Below are 14,127 nucleotides of genomic sequence, written 5' to 3' on the forward strand. Positions count from 1 at the left end.
ATCCAACATCTCACCCGGTCATGGAAGTAACCAACAAGCTTGTGAAAGGCGGCGAGTTCATCATTAAAGAAACCGCCGCGCAGGACGTATTTACCCCCGCCGATTTCTCGGAGGAGCAGAACATGATGCACCAGACGGCCCTAGACTTCGTGGAGAAGGAAGTGCAGCCCTGCTGGAGCGCCTCGACAACCACGAAGAAGGACTGATGCGCGGCCTGATGGAAAAAGCTGGCGAGTTGGGCCTGTTCGGGGTGAGCATTCCGGAGCAGTTTGGCGGCCTAGATATGGACTTCACTACCTCCCTGCGCGTGACGGAAGGCGTTGGTGGCGGCCACTCTTTCCCGGTGGCTTTTGCGGCTCATACCGGTATTGCCATGCTACCTATTCTGTACTTCGGCAACGAGGAGCAGAAGGCCAAGTACCTGCCCGGCCTGACCAGTGGGGAATTGATGGGGGCCTACTGCCTCACTGAGCCTGGCTCCGGTTCCGACGCTCTGGGCGCCAAAACCAAAGCCATGCCCACCGAGGACGGCGAGCATTACGTGCTCAACGGCCAGAAAATGTGGATTACCAACGGTGGTTTCGCCGACGTATTCATCGTGTTTGCGCAGGTAGACGGCGACAAGTTCACCGGCTTCATTGTGGAGCGGAACACGCCTGGTCTGAGCCTTGGCAACGAGGAGCACAAGATGGGCATCAAGGGCTCCTCTACCCGCCAAGTGTTTCTGTCCGATGTGAAAGTGCCGAAGTCGGCAGTACTGGGCGAAATTGGCAAAGGCCACCTCATTGCCTTCAACATCCTGAACATTGGCCGCATTAAGCTGGCCGCTGCTTGCTTGGGCGCCACCAAAATGGCCGCTACCCTGAGCGTGAAGTATGCCAACGAGCGGGTACAGTTCAAGCTGCCCATCAGCAAGTTCGGTGCTATCAAGTACAAGCTGGCCCAGCAGGCCGTGCGCATTTACGCCGTGGAGTCGGCTATTTACCGCGCCGGTATGGACATTGCCCGCATGGAGCAGGAACTGCTGGCGAAGGGTCAGAGCCACAACGAAGCCTTGCTGGGTGCGGCCCGCGAGTTTGCCGTGGAGTGCGCCATTCTGAAGGTAGAAGGCTCCGAGGTGCTCGACTACGTAGTGGACGAAGGCGTGCAGGTGTACGGTGGCTACGGCTTCTCGGCCGACTACCCCATGGACCGCGCTTACCGGGATTCGCGCATCAACCGCATCTTCGAGGGTACGAACGAAATCAACCGCATGCTGGCCGTAGACATGATCCTGAAAAAGGCCATGAAAGGTGAGCTGGACTTGATGGGCCCCGCCCAGGCCGTGCAGCAGGAGCTGATGGCTATTCCGGATTTCAACCTCGAGGAGGAAACCGGTCTGTTCGCCGCCGAGAAGAAAACCATTCAGAAACTGAAGAAGGCCATTCTAATGGTAGCGGGCACGGCCGTGCAGAAGTACATGAACTCCCTGGCTAAGGAGCAGGAAGTACTCATGAACATTGCCGACATGGCTATTAAAGTGTACACGGCCGAAAGCACGCTGCTGCGCGTGGAGAAAGAAGCGGGTGTGAAAGGCGAGGAGGCACTGGCCACCCAAATGGATATTGCCCGCGTGTACCTCTACGACACGGTAGACCTGGTGAACAAGTTCGGCAAGGACGCCATTGCTTCCATGACCGAAGGCGACGAGCAGCGCCTGCTAGCCATGGGCCTAAAGCGCTTCACCAAAGCCGACCTCTACAACGCCAAGGACGCCCGCCGCCGCATTGCCGACGTGCTGATTGCCGCCAACGAGTACGTGTACTAACTCACTAGTTTATCGGGTGCAGAGAAGGGTAGGGCTGCTGGCAGGCGGCTCCCCAACTTACGCTCCTGGTGCGTTCAAAGCCGCTTCCGTGTTCGGGAGCGGCTTTTTTGTTGGTCTGCTCATATTGCCCGGTAGGTAAGTTGGAGGCAGGGAGGGGCTACTCAACGACAACGCGGCACTTATCTCAGCCGTTGCATAGTAGACTACCCACCATCAACCTTCCACTTCTTATGAGCAACGCCAACGAGCAAGTAAAAGGCAAGGACTTTTACGAAAGTGTGCTGCGGTTTTATGATCATGCGGCCAGCTTCTCGAAGCTGGACCCCGGCATCATTGCCCAGATTCGGGTGTGTAACAGTATTTATAAGGTGAACTTCCCGGTTGAGGTAGATGGGAGCGTGCAAGTATTCGAGGGCATTCGGGTGCAACACAGCCACCATAAGCTGCCTAGCAAAGGCGGCATCCGCTACAGCGTGTATGTGGATGAGGAGGAAGTAATGGCCCTTGCTACCCTCATGACCTTCAAGTGCGCCCTGGTAGACGTGCCATTTGGCGGCGCGAAAGGTGGGGTAAAAATCAATCCGCGTACTACCTCGGTGCAAACCTTGGAACGCGTTACGCGCCGTTACGCCAGTGAACTGATCAAGAAAAATCTGATTGGCCCCGGCATGGATGTACCCGCTCCCGACTACGGTACGGGCAGCCGGGAAATGGCCTGGATTGCCGATACGTACATGACCTTTAAGTACGGCGACACCAACGCCCTCGGCTGCGTGACTGGTAAACCGGTGGGCCAGGGCGGCATTCGGGGCCGGACGGAAGCCACCGGCCTGGGGGTATTCTATGGGCTGCGTGAGTTGCTACTGGACGAGCCCATGCTGGAGAAGATGGGCCTGCCTAGCGGCATTGCTGGCAAGCGTATTATTGTGCAGGGCCTGGGCAATGTGGGGTACTATGCCGCTCACTTTTGCCAAGAGGCGGGAGCCGTCATTACGGGTATAGCAGAGCGGGAGGGCGGTATTTTCAGCGCTAGTGGGCTAGATGTAGCGGCCGTATTCAAGCACCGGGAAGAGACGGGTTCCATCCTGGGCTTCGTGGGAGCGGAGAACGTGGAAAACTCCCTGGACTTACTGGAACGGGAGTGCGACGTGCTGCTGCCGGCCGCCCTTGAAAACCAGATTCATGAGGGCAACGCCGCGAATATTAAAGCCAAAATCATTGCCGAGGGAGCCAATGGTCCTACCACCCAGGGCGCCGAGAAGATTCTGCTGGAGCGGGGCATCGTCATTCTACCCGACCTCTACCTCAACGCTGGCGGCGTAACCGTATCGTACTTTGAGTGGCTGAAGAACCTCTCGAACGTGCGCTTCGGGCGGATGGGCAAGCGGGCCGAGGAAGGCGCCATGCGCCGTCTGGTAACCACTATTGAGCGCACCACGGGCAAGACCATTACCCCGAGGAACGCCAGCTCATTGTGCACGGCGCCGACGAGATTGACCTCGTGCGCTCCGGCCTGGAAGACACCATGATTACGGCCTACCAGAACATCCGGAAGGTGATGGATGAGGTAAACGGCATTACAGACCTACGCACGGCTGCCTTCTACAGCGCCATCGAGAAGATTGGCGTCAGCTATCAGTCGCTGGGCATCTTTCCGTAAGCCGTCGGCCAGTTCTAAGCTGTGCGGGCAGTGAATTTAGAATACCGTCATGCAGAGCTGCAGGTGAAGCATTTCGCGTGCTGAGGCTGCAATGGTAACCCAACAATTCAAGCGAGATGCTTCGCCTCCGGCTCTGCATGACGGTCTTTCTTAACTCAAAATTTTCTGTTATCCACGCAACCTAAGTAAGCCAAACAGGCCGCTCCCGACACCGGGAGCGGCCTGTTTAGTGAAGGAGCCACCGTGTTTTTATTGCGGGAATAACGCCTACTTTACGGCAATTTTATTCAGCATCAGCGAAGCAGATTTCTTGCTGGGCCGGCTGACGCCAATAATTGTTTTGGCGTCGAGCCAGGTAGTAAAATCCTTGACGTACGACGGATTTTGGTCGGAAGCCACGTTGAGCCCGAGGCCTTTCGGCTCCTGCACTGCGCCCGTTTGCGCGTTCACGCGGCGCAGGTACAGGTCTGACTTATTTTTGATTTTTTCCCAGGTCACCACCTGAATATCGGGCCCGAACACGGCGGCCCGGTAGCCGATGCTGCTGAAGCCCTCGGCGGCCGGAGCTACCTGGTCTTTGGCAATGATGCGGTGCCAGGAAGGCGTCTGAAACTCGTTGTAACCGAACAAGTGCAGTTCCCGGGTGTGGCCGGGGGAGTCGTCGCCGCCTTCCTCGTACTTCTTTTCGCATACCACCACCAGCTGCTTCTCGTCAGTCAGCAGCAGGTCCGTCAGGTACACATCCTCCAGGCGCTTGGCCGTGGCACCCGTGACCTTGTTGGTTTCCGCCAAATATTCAGGACTGAACTTCACTTCGGGGGCAAACTTCATTTCACCCTCACCCGAAAAGTCAAACTTTACCACTTTCAGGCTGTGATACAGGCCGCTTTCTCGCTCGTTGCAAATGGCGGCGGCGTAGAGGATGTTGTCGGGCTGCAGAGAAAAACGGGAGTCAAATACGTTGACTTCCTTGCCGCCGAACGTGCCACCAACCGACACGGACATCACCTTAACTTCCGGCGAATCGTTGCGGTAGCGGCGAACGGTAAGCTTCTTCATTCCGTCACTAACGAGCGTCACAAACTGCGAACCATCGTTGCCGACTTCCACGGTAGTGGAAAAGAAGCCGCCCTGATCATGGAAATCATAGGTGCGGTCCTTTAGCTTGAGCAGCTTCTCATCGTACACGCTAGCGCTGATGGCCCTAATCTGCTCGTTGCGGGTGAGGTAGCGCCACACCACCAGCTTGGTACCGTCGGGGAGAAGGCCACGCCAGGGCGCCGGTCGCGCGGGCCGGTTTCAGTCAGCTTTTTAACCGGGCTTTTCTGGCCATTACTGAGGTCTAGGCTATAGGCTGAGAGCTGCTGGGCGGCTCCGGTGGCGTGCGTCACGACCAGCGCTTGCCCACTGCTGCGCGCAAATCCGTCCACAGCTTCGCCGGCGGCCAGGGCTAGGGGCGTACTCCACAGACGCTTCAAGTCCGCGTCGTAGCGCTCCACGGCGTACTCCGTACCCGATTTATGCGCCAGTATCACGAAGCCACCGGAGGGTAGAGCCAGGGTTTTCCGGGTCACGCGCTGGTTGTACCGGTCGTCGGCGCGTTCTGGCACGTAGCTGAAGGGCGCTGATTTCACCCGTTGTCCTACCGCTGGGGTCAGATTCGTTAGTAGGCTAGCCAGCGAAAAACCGGCTGCGAGTACAAAGGAAAAACGCACGGAAAAAGGGAATTAAGTAAGCGAAGACGCGAAAAATGAGAACTATATCTTCCAAAGATATCCAACTTCAGCGGCACTCTCCTACACCTTGCGCCGGGTAAGTCAGCCCTTGGCCCGATAACGGAATATTCATGCAGGCTTAACTCTGAGGGCAGCAAAAAGCCCAGGGAATAGTTGATCTTTGCACCCGATACTGAAAGAGTCCGGAAAAATCAGTCAGGAAATGAGGTAGTAAAGACGAGCCCTGAACACGAATATTTTCGTTGTTTATGCCTGCACGCCAGCGTTTTATATGGATTTTCTTCCTCCTTTTTCACTACTAACGCCTTGTAACCGAAGCTAGTCTGGCTCGAAGTTTGTAAGCCCTCGGGCCGCCCTAAATCAGCAATACGCTATGAAATCTTTACTTCGTTTTTCTCTCATGATTTCGCTTGTCATCCTCGGCAAACTAAGCCAGCATTCAACCGTTCCGGTGGCGGCCAAGGCAGTGCGCAGTAGCTGGCAAGTTCCAGTTCAAAATGCTTCCTTGTCGGAGGGCCAGAATTCGGTCAAGCGACAGATTCCGGGAGGTGGTTCCCGCTTCTGGCAAACCACAGCTCCCGCAACAACCGCCAATACGCTTGAATAATCTAGCTACCGGTAAGCGACTTTCTTAGAAGTCGCTTTTTTTGTGTCCATTCCGGCAAAAAGCCGTCCCGGCTGGGGAAGTACTACTTCCCCAGCCGGGACGGCTTTTCTTTATTTCCTGGCTAGTGCTGCGCCCGGCTTAGCTAATTCGGCTCCAGTTAACGGCCGTAGCAGGTAGGCTCTCAATGTGGCGGCGAATAGCCAGGTTTTCGGGTTTACTAAGGCCAGGATCTTCGTTAATGAGTTGCTGCGCGGCCGCCCGGCTCTCAGTTAGAATGCGCCCATCCTTGGCCAGATCAGCAATCAGCAAATCTAGTACGCCGCTTTGCTGGGTGCCCATCAGGTCGCCGGGGCCGCGCAGTTTCAGGTCGATGTCGGCAATTTCAAAACCGTTGTTGGTGCGTACCATCGTCTCAATGCGGGTGCGCGAGTCCTTGCTGAGCTTGTAGCCGCTCATCAGAATGCAATAGCTCTGGTCGGCCCCGCGGCCCACCCGGCCCCGCAGCTGGTGCAGCTGTGAGAGACCGAACCGCTCGGTGCTCTCAATCACCATTACGGAGGCGTTGGGCACGTTTACGCCTACCTCGATAACGGTAGTGGCTACCATAATCTGGGTTTCGTTTTTCACGAACCGCTGCATTTCGGCGTCCTTTTCGGCAGCGCTCATGCGTCCGTGCACAATGCTGATCTGGAACTCCGGGAAGGCACGTGCTACACTTTCGTACCCATCCATCAGGTCCTTGTAGTCGGCCATGGTTTCGCTTTCCTCAATCAGTGGGTACACGATGTAGACCTGGCGGCCAAGTTTGATTTGGTCGCGCAGAAAGCCAAACACTTTCAGTCGGTTCGAGTCGAAGCGGTGCACCGTGACGATGGGCTTACGGCCGGCCGGTAGCTCGTCAATCACCGATACGTCCAGGTCGCCGTACAGGGTCATGGCCAGGGTGCGCGGAATAGGCGTGGCCGTCATCACCAGCACGTGGGGAATTACGTGGGGGTTTTTCTGCCAAAGCTTGGAGCGTTGCGCTACCCCAAAGCGGTGCTGTTCGTCCATCACCGTCAGGCCCAGGTTCCGGAACTGCACCACGTCTTCCAGCAAGGCGTGGGTACCCACCAGCATGTGCATTTCGCCGGAGCGGAGTTGCTCATGCAGGACACGGCGCTCAGCGGTGCGGGTACTGCCCGTGAGCTTGCCAATTTTCAGCCCCAACATATCGGCAAAGTGCTTCAGGCCCACGTAGTGCTGATCGGCCAGAATTTCGGTAGGCGCCATCAGGCAGCTCTGCGCCCCGTTGTCGGCGGCCATGAGCATGCTGATAAAGGCTACAATGGTTTTGCCCGAGCCTACGTCGCCCTGTAGGAGGCGGTTCATCTGCTGGCCCGAGCAGAAATCCTTGTAGATGTCGTGAATAACCCGCTTCTGGGCGCCCGTCAGATCGAAGGGCATTACGTTTTTGTAGAAGTGCACGAGGGTAGGCACTTCCTTGAAAATCTGGCCGGCCAGCGTGACTTTGCGCTGATCTTTCTGGCGTAGCAGCTTGAGCTGCACGTAAAACAGCTCCTCGAATTTCAACCGGAACCGGGCCGTCTGGAGAAGCTCCGTGCTTTGCGGGAAGTGAATCTGCTGGAGCGCCATGGCCTTCTCCATCAGCCCGTACTGCTGAATCAGGTCCGGCGACAGGGTTTCGTGCACCTGGGGCAGGGCCAGCTTGAGCAGGTCGGCCACCATGCGGGCAATGGCCTTGCTGTCAACCCGATGGTAATTTTTGAGCTTTTCGGTGGTGTTGTACACCGGCTGCAGGTAGCTCTGGCCAGCCTTGGCCTCCGTGACCTCCTCCAGCTCGGGATGAGCCATCTGGGGCCGCCCGTTAAACATGGTTGGCTTGCCAAAGACAATGTACTCCTGGTGATTCTTGATGATCTTTTCCAGGTAGTTCACGCCCTTAAACCACACGAGGTCCAGCTCCCCGCTGGCATCGGCGAGCTTGGCTACCATGCGCTTCTTGGGTCCTTCGCCTACTACCTCCCGCCCGCGCAGGATGCCTTTCACTTGCACGTAGGGCAGGTCATCGTGCAAGTCGCAGATGTTGTAGAACTGGGTGCGGTCGAGGTAGCGGAAAGGGTAGCGCTGAATTAGGTCGCCGTAGGTGAACAGGCCCAACTCTTTCTGCAGAAGCTGAGCCCGCTGCAGCCCCACGCCGCGCAGAAATTCTATCTTGGTTTGAAAGAAGTTACTCATTCTAATCAGCTGTTAGCTGTTGGCCGTTAGCTGTTAGCTGTTATTGATGATTGTGGACTCTACATGCTGTCAAAACAAAGCTAACAGCCAGTGACGATAACCCAGTGGCTTATTGATAGTGCAGCGTGTTCAGCATGCGCACGATGTCCTGCTTAACGTAATCAATCACCGGCGCCAGCGAATCGTTAGCGGTAGCAGTCCGGAAGTAGAGGGCGCCCCGGAAAAAGTGCTTGGTGCTGTCGGTGGTATAAAACTGAAACTGGCTAGGTACCTCGCCCTGCAGCTCAAACACGGATACGCGCATGCCGTGGGGCGTTTTGAGCACGTTCTCGTCGATGGCCGTAGCTTTTATTTCGTGCTTGCTGGTGAGCTTGCGGGCATCTTCCAGCAGCTTGCTGTAGAGTTGGGGCTTGCCGGCTAGGCTGGCGTATGTCACCTGCACGTTAGCCTGCAACGAGGGGTAGTACACGTTAATCCAGTGGGGTTGGGCCAGGTAGGAGGAGTCGCGCAGAATCTTGGCGTAGCGCGAGTACTCAAACTGATACGGGTGGCCGGGCCCCAACTGCTGGTAGGCATGCGGGGGCAGGTCGATGCGGTTGTAGCCTTTCGGCTTGGGCGTAAAGTCAGGGGTAGAGGTGCAGCCGGCGGCTAGGGCCAGCAAAGCGAGAACTGCACCCCCAGCACGCAGCATTGGATAAACGGCCATGCGAAGCAAAAGCAAATGAGTAATCAAAGGTAGCTAAGAAAGCAGCGCAGAGGTTCACCGTTTTCGCCCCTGGCCAAGCGCGCGCCCGAAAACGCAAAAAGCCCCGGCAGAAACCGGGGCTTGTGCGAAGGGTTAAGCTGCGCAGACTTAGAACGGCAACTGGTCTAGTTCCGGTTCCTGGCGGAAGGTAGTAGGAGCTTCTGTGGTGGCCGGTTGAGGAGAAGCGCTTTCGCCCCCTGAGGCCGACCGCCCAGCATGGAAATTTCATCGGCAATGATTTCCGTGATGTAGCGCGTCTGGTTGTCCTTATCCTGGTACTGCCGGGTCCGGATCTTGCCCTCTACGTACACCTGCTGGCCTTTGCGCAAGTACTTCTCGGCCAGCTCCGCCAGGCCCCGCCACGCGGCAATGTTGTGCCATTCCGTACGCTCTACGCGGTTGCCCTGCTTGTCTTTGTAGTATTCATTGGTAGCCAGCGTGAAATGGGCTACGCTGGTACCACCTTCCAAGTGCCGTACTTCTGGGTCTTTGCCTAAGTTACCGACTAAAATAACTTTGTTTACGCCTGCCATGCTATTGGTAGTGAGTTGGTTATTGCTGTAAATGAAGATGTATTTCCTGTTATAAATATACGAATTACTATTTAAAATACCAAATAATTTAGTTGGTTAGGTGCTAATATTGCTAATATAGTTAGCTATAAGCATGGGTTTGGGCAGTTCCTCAATCTCAGCCGCTTGGTAGGGTAGCAGGCCGGTAGCCAGTAACGCCGCGGAAGGTAGGGGCTCCGCCAGCCACACCGGGTGAAACTTGGCTTCTACCTTCTGATGGCTTAGCACATGGCGCAAGCTGCGCACGGGCTCCTCCGCGTGGTTAGCCGCCAGCCGGCCGCCTAACTTTTCTACCGCTTCTACTAGCGTTGGGGCGGGTAGTTCGGCCGTATCGTCTTCGTGCAAGGCAAAATCATACAGGCCCTCCCAGATATCCTTGGGGCCGCGCTTGCGCAAATACAGGGTGTTCCCGTGCCGTAGCACCAAGTAGTGGAAATAACGGGTACGGGCGGCTTTGGCCTTGCTCTTTACGGGTAGCTCTTGCACCATGCCGTGCTGGAAGGCGTAGCACTGGCTTTGCAGCGGGCAAAACAGGCAATCTGGCTTCAGAGGCGTGCACTGAATGGCTCCAAACTCCATAATAGCCTGGTTGAACTCCGCTGGGTGGTCCGCCGGAATCAATGTATCGGCCAGTTGCTGAAACACCTTCCGGCTGGCCGGCGCCGCAATGTCCTGGGTCAGACCAAACACCCGGGCCAACACCCGGTACACGTTGCCATCGAGCACTGCTACTTGCTCATCGTAGGCGAAGGAGGCAATGGCGGCGGCCGTATACTGGCCCACACCGCGCAGCTTCAGCAACTCCCCATAAGAACCCGGAAACTGCCCGCCGTACTCCTGCACTACCTGCTGGGCCGTGTGGTGCATGTTGCGGGCCCGGGAGTAGTAGCCCAGGCCCTGCCAGTGGCGCAGCACCTCATCTTGCGGAGCCGCGGCCAGGTCGTGCACGGTGGGGTAGCTGGTGATGAAATCGAGGTAGTAGGGCAGGCCCTGTTTCACCCGGGTTTGCTGCAGAATTACCTCCGACAGCCAAATGGCATATGGGTCGCGGGTATGACGCCAGGGTAGGTCGCGGCGGTGGCGCGGATACCAGTTCAGCAGCGCCCCCGCGAACCACGATTGGTTAGGAGCAGTTAAAGAAAATGTCAAGGCTTTGAGAAAGAATAAGTTGGATGCAACCGGGGAAGCAGAACGGATTGCACGAAAACCATTTGTAAAACCGAAAAAGGGGGCTACCTTTGTGCCCTCAAAACGTAGGCAAACTCTTACCGGGCAAGTGCTTACGTTTTGAGGACGGCATCATTTTGCCAACACAATATTTTTCACTCCCTAGTACACTTACCAGCGTGACTAAAGCAGAAGTAATCGCCGAAATTGCCGACAAAACTGGCATTGAAAAGGCAGACGTTTCGGCTACCGTAGAAGCCTTCTTCAAAGTTGTGAAGGACTCCATGGCCGACGGCAACAACATCTACGTGCGTGGCTTTGGCTCCTTCGTGAACAAAAAGCGCGCGAAGAAAGTCGCCCGTAACATCTCGAAAAACACGTCGATCATCATCGACGAGCATTTCATCCCGAGCTTCAAGCCGTCGAAAACTTTCATCGGCAAAATCAAAAACAGCAAGAAGATCAAGGAAACGGCCAACGCCTAACCCGCACTTGTTGTAATATTGCCGGCTGAGCCGCCGGGAATTCCAGTTTCGGAACTCCGGCGGCCGGCTTTTTTTCCTGCTAATGACTACCAATTCTTCCAAGCACCAACTCCTGATTCTGGCCCTGGCGGTTGCGCTGGTGGCCGGTTTGTTTTTGTTGCCGAAGGTAGTTGTCAAGCCCAAAGAAGGGCGAGGGGAACTGGCCCAAGATGCGGCGCAAACTGCCAACCGCGACGGCGGCGGACCTGCTACCAACGGTTCCAAAGCCATAGCTTCCTCCGGAGAGCAGCCCACAACGGTTGGGCCTGAGCAGCCGCACATGACGGTGCCTGCTGCTCAGCGCCAGGAAATCAATGGGTTGCTGGCGAAGTATGAGGCCTCGGGCGCCGACTTGACGGGCCGCCTGCGGTTGGCTCAGGAGCTGGCGGCCAAGTACAAGGCCGTCGAGAAGTTCGACAGCGCCGGGTATTACTTCGAGCAGGTTGCCATTGCTCGCCCCGGTGAGCAAGCCTGGCAGCGGGCCGCCGATGAGTACTTCGAAGCCTACAGCTTCGCGGCTACGGAGGAGCGGCAGAAACTGCTGGGGGCCAAGTGCCAGGAACTGTACGGGAAAGTCTTGAAAAACAATCCCGACAACCTTGACGCCAAAACCAACCTGGGTATGGCCTACATGGCCAGCGACAATCCGGTGCAGGGCATTACGTTGCTCCGAGAAGTTCTGGCCGCGGATCCTCGCAACGAAAAGGCGCTGTATAACCTTGGCTTACTGGCCATTCAAAGCAGCCAGTACGATAAGGCCGTGGAGCGTTTCCGGGAACTGGTGAACGTTAACACTGAAAACGTCAACGGACAGTTCTATCTTGGCGTCTCTTTAGCCCAGACCGGGGCCAAAGAAGAAGCCCGCAAAGCCTTCCAGAAGGCCAAAAGCCTCAGCACCGACCCCGCTCTGGCGGCTTCAGTGGATGAGCAATTGCAAAAGCTGAACTAAGTATTTTTTACAACCCTTAACCATCTCAACTCATGCCCTGCGGTAAAAAGAGAAAGCGTCATAAGATTGCCACTCACAAGCGGAAGAAGCGTCTGCGCAAGAACCGTCACAAGAAGAAGTAAGCCCTTCCGGGGTTTGCTGGCGCGGATTTCCTGTGGGAAACGTCCTCGTCTATCTCTCACTTAGTATCTCGGAGAGTGGCTAGCTATATGCTTTCCCCCTGGCTTGGAAGGGAAGCCGGTGCTGTTATGCACTGGCTTCCCTTTACGGGTTTCGGGGAGGTAGGGCAGTTGCTTTCGCCGGGTGCTACTCTAACCGCTTAATCCATTGAGTAACGAATTAATCATTAATTCTACTCAGGACGGAGAACGGATTGCCCTGCTACAGGACAAGCGGCTCATCGAATATCATTTCGACCGCAACGACACCGCCTACTCAGTCGGTGACATCTTCCTGGGCACGGTCAAGAAAGTTATGCCCGGTCTGAACGCCGCGTTCATTGACATTGGGTACCAAAAAGACGCCTTCCTGCACTACGGCGACCTGGGGGAGAATTTTCCCTCCCTGGTGAAGTGGGGCAAAGGCGTACAATCGCAGAAAATTACCGTCGGCCCCTGAAAACCTTCCAGTTTGACGGGACGCTCGACAAAGTCGGTAAAATTGACAACACCCTCAAGAAGGGCCAGCAGCTGCTGGTTCAGATTGTAAAGGAGCCAATTTCCACCAAGGGCCCGCGCCTGTCCACGGATATTTCCATGGCCGGCCGCTACCTGGTGCTGGTTCCGTTTTCGAATACCATCAGCGTATCCAAGAAGATTGTCAGCAAGACGGAGCGGGAGCGGCTCAAGCGGCTCATTGCCTCCATCAAACCCGACAACTTTGGCGTGATTATCCGCACCGTGGCCGAGGGCCGCGAGGTGGCTGAGCTCGACAAGGACATGCAAAGCATGGTAAGCAAGTGGGAAACCCTCTTCCAGAACCTGCGCGCGGGCAAGCCCAACGACAAGGTACTGGGCGAGCTGGGCCGCACCAGCTCCATGCTGCGCGACATGCTCAACGAATCGTTCGATGCCATTACCGTGGACTCATCGACGATGTACGAGGAGATGCGCAGCTACCTGCAGCAGATTGCCCCCGACAAGCTCGGGCTCCTGAAGCTGCACACCGGCAAGGTGAAAGTTTTCGAGCAGCACGGCATTGAGAAGCAGCTGAAAACGCTGTTTGGCAAAACCGTGACCGTGCCCGGCGGCGGTTACCTGGTCATCGAACACACGGAGGCCCTGCACGTCATCGACGTAAACTCCGGCAACAAGAGCAACCAGGAAGGCGACCAAGAGGCCACGGCCCTGCACGTAAACCTCGCGGCCGCCAAAGAGGTAGCCCGCCAGCTCCGGCTGCGCGACATGGGCGGCATTATCGTCGTCGATTTCATTGATATGAAGTCGGGCGAGAGCCGGAAAAAGGTGGAAGATGCGGTGCACCACATCATGAAGCAGGACAAGGCCCGCTACACCATCCTCCCCATTACCAAGTTTGGCCTGCTTCAGATTACCCGGCAGCGCGTGCGGCCGGCCGAAGCCATTGTCACCGGTGAGGTGTGCCCTACCTGCGGTGGCACGGGCAAGATTTCGGCTTCCATCCTCGTGACGGACGAAATCGACAACAGCATTGACGACCTGCTGGTAGCTCAAAACCAGTCGGGTATTACGCTTTCGGTGCATCCTTTCCTGCATGCTTACTACACCAAAGGCTTGGTAAGTCGGCAAATGAAATGGTACCTGAAGTATTACAAGTGGGTAAAGGTGATGAAAGACACAAGTCTGGGCCTCACTGAGTACCGCATCGAGGACGAGCACGGCGAGGAAATCGAGCTGCACTCGGCCGCGGCGGCCATGAGCCGGTTGCAGGACCGGGAATTGGAAATAACTGACTGACGGATTTTTTCTGCGAGAAAACTCCTCCTGATAGAAGAAAAGCCCGCGTTGCAAGGAAGCAACGCGGGCTTTTTGGTTTAAGCCGGTAGGTACGGGTAGTACATTCAGGGTAGGCTAAGCTATTCGCTTGCCTGAACTCCCTATTGGCTGGGTAAAAAGAGCCATTCAGCCAGAGTTCAGGACCGTTG

At 56.3% G+C, this 14,127-nt stretch carries 9 protein-coding genes and 3 pseudogenes; 6 read left to right on the forward strand and 6 right to left on the reverse strand.

Annotated elements, in window-relative coordinates:
- Positions 1 to 20 precede the first annotated feature (20 nt).
- A pseudogene (locus MUN84_RS14110) lies at positions 21 to 1,807 on the forward strand (acyl-CoA dehydrogenase family protein).
- A 230-nt stretch (positions 1,808 to 2,037) separates the two neighbouring features.
- Positions 2,038 to 3,467: pseudogene (locus MUN84_RS14115) on the forward strand (Glu/Leu/Phe/Val family dehydrogenase).
- 267 nt (positions 3,468 to 3,734) lie between these two features.
- On the opposite strand, the gene MUN84_RS14120 reads toward MUN84_RS14115, so the two are convergent.
- Both MUN84_RS14120 and MUN84_RS14125 read right to left on the reverse strand, forming a co-directional pair.
- On the reverse strand, positions 3,735 to 4,709 hold the full coding sequence (locus tag MUN84_RS14120; protein ID WP_244694646.1) for a hypothetical protein: 975 nt from the start codon (positions 4,707 to 4,709) through the stop codon (positions 3,735 to 3,737).
- Positions 4,628 to 5,182, reverse strand: coding sequence for a hypothetical protein (locus MUN84_RS14125; RefSeq protein WP_244694647.1), 555 nt, complete (start codon positions 5,180 to 5,182; stop codon positions 4,628 to 4,630). The genes MUN84_RS14120 and MUN84_RS14125 overlap by 82 nt, the downstream gene beginning before the upstream one ends.
- Positions 5,183 to 5,576: 394 nt before the next feature.
- On the opposite strand from MUN84_RS14125, the gene MUN84_RS14130 reads away from it, so the two are divergent.
- Positions 5,577 to 5,810, forward strand: coding sequence for a hypothetical protein (locus MUN84_RS14130; protein WP_244694648.1), 234 nt, complete (start codon positions 5,577 to 5,579; stop codon positions 5,808 to 5,810).
- A 138-nt stretch (positions 5,811 to 5,948) separates the two neighbouring features.
- Here MUN84_RS14130 and recG read toward each other — a convergent pair whose 3' ends face one another.
- The 4 genes from recG to mutY form a co-directional block, all read right to left on the reverse strand.
- Positions 5,949 to 8,048 (reverse strand): ATP-dependent DNA helicase RecG, encoded by a 2,100-nt coding sequence (gene recG, locus MUN84_RS14135; RefSeq protein ID WP_244694650.1) that lies wholly within the window; start codon positions 8,046 to 8,048, stop codon positions 5,949 to 5,951.
- Positions 8,049 to 8,157: 109 nt separating this feature from the next.
- Positions 8,158 to 8,754 (reverse strand): gliding motility lipoprotein GldD, encoded by a 597-nt coding sequence (gene gldD, locus MUN84_RS14140; RefSeq protein WP_244694651.1) that lies wholly within the window; start codon positions 8,752 to 8,754, stop codon positions 8,158 to 8,160.
- Between the two features lie 164 nt (positions 8,755 to 8,918).
- Positions 8,919 to 9,326 carry a single-stranded DNA-binding protein gene (locus MUN84_RS14145; protein ID WP_244694652.1) on the reverse strand — a complete coding sequence of 136 codons (408 nt, stop codon included), beginning with the start codon at positions 9,324 to 9,326 and terminating at the stop codon, positions 8,919 to 8,921.
- A gap of 96 nt (positions 9,327 to 9,422) precedes the next feature.
- Positions 9,423 to 10,514, reverse strand: a complete 1,092-nt coding sequence (gene mutY / locus MUN84_RS14150; protein ID WP_244694654.1) for an A/G-specific adenine glycosylase — start codon at positions 10,512 to 10,514, stop codon at positions 9,423 to 9,425.
- A gap of 197 nt (positions 10,515 to 10,711) precedes the next feature.
- On the opposite strand from mutY, the gene MUN84_RS14155 reads away from it, so the two are divergent.
- The 3 genes and pseudogenes from MUN84_RS14155 to MUN84_RS14165 all read left to right on the forward strand — a co-directional run bounded on the left by MUN84_RS14155 (position 10,712) and on the right by MUN84_RS14165 (position 13,939).
- Entirely contained in the window at positions 10,712 to 11,017 is a 306-nt protein-coding gene (locus MUN84_RS14155) for an HU family DNA-binding protein (protein WP_045690055.1), read from the forward strand.
- Positions 11,018 to 11,099: 82 nt separating this feature from the next.
- Positions 11,100 to 12,005, forward strand: coding sequence for a tetratricopeptide repeat protein (locus MUN84_RS14160; RefSeq protein ID WP_244694655.1), 906 nt, complete (start codon positions 11,100 to 11,102; stop codon positions 12,003 to 12,005).
- Between the two features lie 327 nt (positions 12,006 to 12,332).
- A pseudogene (locus MUN84_RS14165) lies at positions 12,333 to 13,939 on the forward strand (Rne/Rng family ribonuclease).
- The last annotated feature ends 188 nt before the right edge of the window (positions 13,940 to 14,127 follow it).

The organism is Hymenobacter sp. 5516J-16, from assembly GCF_022919335.1.
Lineage (GTDB): Bacteria > Bacteroidota > Bacteroidia > Cytophagales > Hymenobacteraceae > Hymenobacter > Hymenobacter sublimis.

Excerpts from the sequence above, each read along its gene's own strand:
- MUN84_RS14130 (WP_244694648.1), top strand. The coding sequence starts at position 5,577 with ATGAAATCTTTACTTCGTTTTTCTCTCATGATTTCGCTTGTCATCCTC.
- recG (WP_244694650.1), bottom strand. The coding sequence starts at position 8,048 with ATGAGTAACTTCTTTCAAACCAAGATAGAATTTCTGCGCGGCGTGGGG.
- gldD (WP_244694651.1), bottom strand. The coding sequence starts at position 8,754 with ATGGCCGTTTATCCAATGCTGCGTGCTGGGGGTGCAGTTCTCGCTTTG.
- MUN84_RS14145 (WP_244694652.1), bottom strand. The coding sequence starts at position 9,326 with ATGGCAGGCGTAAACAAAGTTATTTTAGTCGGTAACTTAGGCAAAGAC.
- MUN84_RS14160 (WP_244694655.1), top strand. The coding sequence starts at position 11,100 with ATGACTACCAATTCTTCCAAGCACCAACTCCTGATTCTGGCCCTGGCG.